The following is a 3,307-nucleotide window of genomic DNA, read 5'->3' as shown; positions in this document are numbered from 1 at the left end:
AACTGGGTAAGCGGGTTATCTGTTTTGGGCGTATGCCCTGACTTGGCGAACTGTGCATCTGTCGCGGTGCCTCCCGCGGTTAGAGTGTCTTGCCGGCTCGCTCCTGGGCGAAATGGGGGTTCTTGCCAACGACGTAGCTTGCCATGGGTGCGCTGGCGGCTCCCGCGTGGCGGGACAGAGTCTGCTTGCTGTATCCGAGCATGCGGGCGAGTGAGGTGGCGTCGATTTCTTTGACCAGACTCTGCAGGGTGGCGTTGCGGATGCCTTGGATGTTGATGCCCATCCCGCGAAGTTTTATGAGGTGGGTGTTGGGGGATCGGGGGGATCCTGCACGGACGCCCGGGAAAAGCCAGCGCGTGTCGCGGTTGACTGTCTGCTGGCCGCCGCGGTTTTGGATGTGGGCCCAGAACATGGGTGCCAGCAGCTCGGGGATGGGCGCTGGGTACCGGCCGAGATTGAGGAACATGCCCTTGCCGGTCACTTCGACGTCGTCGATGGTGAGCATGGCGATTCTGCCGATGGGGATGCCATAAAGCAGGAAGATCAGCCCCGCGATGCGGATCGAAACGGCGACGTTGTCGGCCTCGATGAGCTTGCGGACGAGGTCCAGGCGTTCCTGCTGGCTGAGGACAGGTGTCGTCCTGGCCAACCGTGCAGCGACCTGGACGTCCTTGCCTGGCGTTTCCCGCTTGAGGTATTGGATGAAGTTCCGGATATGCCGACGGGTCGAGGTGCCATCGGAAAGGTATTCGTCGAGATGGATCTGGCGGATGGAAGAAGCTGTCCTGCCATGCTCGTCGTGGAGCCAGCGGAGGAACTTTCCTGCCTCGGTGATCTCCTGTTTCGCCGAGCGCACGGCGTAGTTCATGTTCTTCGTCGCGGACGACTCAGCCCGCAGCCTCTTGAGGTGATGCCAGCGGGCGAAACGCTCGATGGGTGCGTGGATTTCCGGTGCAGTGGAGAGTTGGTTGAGCCGTTCTTCCAGCCACTGCTCAAACATGGCCAGCTGACGGTCTTCCTGGGCGGGCAGGATGCGGTTGTGGGTGAGGATTGCCCGGAGGTGCTCGACCGCCGGCGTCCTGGGCAGCTCGTCGAAAGCCTGGTGGGAGAGCTCGATCTCTCGATCACCGATTCGTTTGAGCAGCGACGCGGACCGGCCACCGTTGCTGCGCAGCCAGGTGTAGATGCTCTCGGGTCGGGTGGATTCGGTCAATATCTTGATCAGGCGTTTTAGCCGCAGATCGGGCGGGTCATTTGGCCTGAGGAGCTCCGTCAGATCAGTGGTGAGTACGCAGGTGATGCAGTGACCGCCGCGGAAGCGCTCGGCCTCGCGGCCGCAGTTGTCACAGGTAAGGTTCGTCGTGATGCCGGCGCAGTCGCGGCAGGTGTCCTCGCCTGTATCGGTCCGGCCTGGAAGCATTCTGTCGGCGCCGCAGAGCGGGCATTGACCGTATCGGTGGGTTGCGTTCGTGAAGCAGATGCCGCAGATGCGTCCGTCTGGCCAGCGGACCCGGATTTTTCCGGTGGTTTTCCCGCAGCGGTCGCAGCCCTCGCTCGTCCTGTTTGAGCGGGGACGGCCGCGCGGCTTGAACTCACTGCTCATGGGGGCGGGTAATGCGCGCCCGGACGGGCCGGTAGGCGGCCAGCAGGGGGACGTCCGTGCCGTCGCCGACCGCGGTGCGACGGCGCTGCGTGCGGGCGTCCGTTGCGGTGTAGGTGAGGATTTCGTTGGCTTCGACCTTGAAAATGTCGCAGAGCGCTGCCAGGACCTGAAACGAGATCCGATCCGGGTTCTGGCCGACGAGCCGGTAGATCTGCGACTCGGAGAGTGTGATGCCGCGCTCCCGAAGCGGAGCAACAAGATCACGGCTGTTACGCATTCCGGCGCGTGCCATCAGCTCCTTGACGCGAAACTGGTAGTCGATGTGACGGTTCATCGTGGTGCCTTTCCGGAAGGCGTTTTGGGTTTGGTGAGCACCCTGCTGTTGCTGGCCAGCAGGGTGTTGTTGAGAACGCGCTCGAGTTCGCGTGCGGCATAGTCGGGGGAGGGCAGGGTGTAGATCGTGGTCGTCGATGTGTGCTCGTGGCCAACCTGCATTGAGATGAACTTGGTGTCATAGCCGTGCTCGGTCTGCATGTGGGTGACATAGGACCGGCGCAGGGAGTGAAGATCAAGCCCCGGCGGAAAGCCGAGTTCGTCAAGGAACCCGCGCATCCGAGTCCGGAGGTTCTTTTCCGGAACCAGGCCGCCACGGTCAGTCGGGAAGAGGTCGCCGACAGGCTGCCCATACCGGGGAAGACCGCGCCTGACCCAGTCATCAACCGCCTCGGCCGCCCAGTCCAGAAGGGTCAGGACGGACCGTTGTTTCTTGGGGGAGCCCTTCTGCGGCTTCCCGTACCGGACGCGCAGAATGCCGTAGTCCCCAAAGTACGGAGCCTTAACATTGCGGGAAAAATCCACGAGGCTGAGGTGACGAACCTCGTCGCGCCGAAGGCCCCAGCCGTAGGCGGTCTTGAAGGCCACGGCGTCACGCCATGCGGCAAGAGCGCCCTTACGCCCCGAGTTAATGATCCGTTCGACTTCCAGGTCGGCCAGGTCAAAGAATGCCTGCAGCTCCTCAAGAGTGAAGGCACGCTTCTCCGGACCCATATCGGCATCCTGGACGTGCCGGGCCTTGTTGAACTCGGTGATCACCTGGGAAAAGGTGGTCCCGAAGAGCCGCCCGCAGTTCTCGTTCCACGGGTATTCAGGGTTGGTCGCATACTCGCAAAACAGCTTGATGTCCGTCTGGTACGCCCGGACGGTGGAAAGGGCAAGGTTCTCGACACCGCGAAGATGAGCGAACAGCTCGTCCGCGTCGACCGGACCCCAGTCCCACGGATACTTGCCCGAGAAGTCCGCCAGGCGCATCACGGAGGCGACCCGGCGCTTGGTCGTCTGCAGGGTGAAGTTCTGCGCCAAGTGGGATCGCTTCCACCCGGTGAGCACCTCGCTAAGGAACGCGTCACGATCCGGCTCCCGATTCGGCAGCGGCAAGAACGCGAGACCGCCGAACTTATCACCCAAGGAGCCTCCTACGCCGACTGCAATTTTTGCAGTCCAAATGCAAAAAATGCAAACCGCGCGCCCAAAGTGCCTGAGAAGACGCCAACTATGTGGCCGTGCAGCCAAGCACGTCCGGGCCCGCCCGAACAGATCCCTGCCACGGCAGAGTAAACAAACCGGCTGGTCAGAGTCGTTTTTACGCCTGAACACGCCGTTATCAAGAGTGGACGTATTCGCAGAAAATGCGAACAACCTTTTTAC

3 protein-coding genes are annotated in these 3,307 nt (G+C 62.1%); all 3 read right to left on the bottom strand.

The genetic code is table 11. The features are described 5' to 3' along the window. Positions 1-79 precede the first annotated feature (79 nt). The 3 genes from PY310_RS21280 to PY310_RS21270 all read right to left on the bottom strand — a co-directional run bounded on the left by PY310_RS21280 (position 80) and on the right by PY310_RS21270 (position 3,067). Positions 80-1,420, bottom strand: coding sequence for a site-specific integrase (locus PY310_RS21280; RefSeq protein WP_275216622.1), 1,341 nt, complete (start codon positions 1,418-1,420; stop codon positions 80-82). A gap of 172 nt (positions 1,421-1,592) precedes the next feature. Continuing rightward, positions 1,593-1,937 (bottom strand): helix-turn-helix domain-containing protein, encoded by a 345-nt coding sequence (locus tag PY310_RS21275; protein WP_275216621.1) that lies wholly within the window; start codon positions 1,935-1,937, stop codon positions 1,593-1,595. Beyond that, positions 1,934-3,067: a tyrosine-type recombinase/integrase gene (locus tag PY310_RS21270; protein ID WP_275216620.1), complete on the bottom strand. Its 1,134-nt coding sequence runs from the start codon at positions 3,065-3,067 to the stop codon at positions 1,934-1,936. Before PY310_RS21270 ends, PY310_RS21275 begins: the two co-directional genes overlap by 4 nt. Positions 3,068-3,307 lie beyond the last annotated feature (240 nt).

Source organism: Pseudarthrobacter naphthalenicus, from assembly GCF_029076445.1.
GTDB lineage: Bacteria > Actinomycetota > Actinomycetes > Actinomycetales > Micrococcaceae > Arthrobacter > Arthrobacter naphthalenicus.
The sequence above is the reverse complement of the archived record's forward strand: the minus strand, read 5'-3'. Positions and strand labels throughout refer to the sequence as shown.

Bases quoted from the DNA above. Each gene is read 5' to 3' on its own strand.
- PY310_RS21280 (WP_275216622.1), bottom strand. From the start codon at position 1,420: ATGCTTCCAGGCCGGACCGATACAGGCGAGGACACCTGCCGCGACTGC.
- PY310_RS21275 (WP_275216621.1), bottom strand. From the start codon at position 1,937: ATGAACCGTCACATCGACTACCAGTTTCGCGTCAAGGAGCTGATGGCA.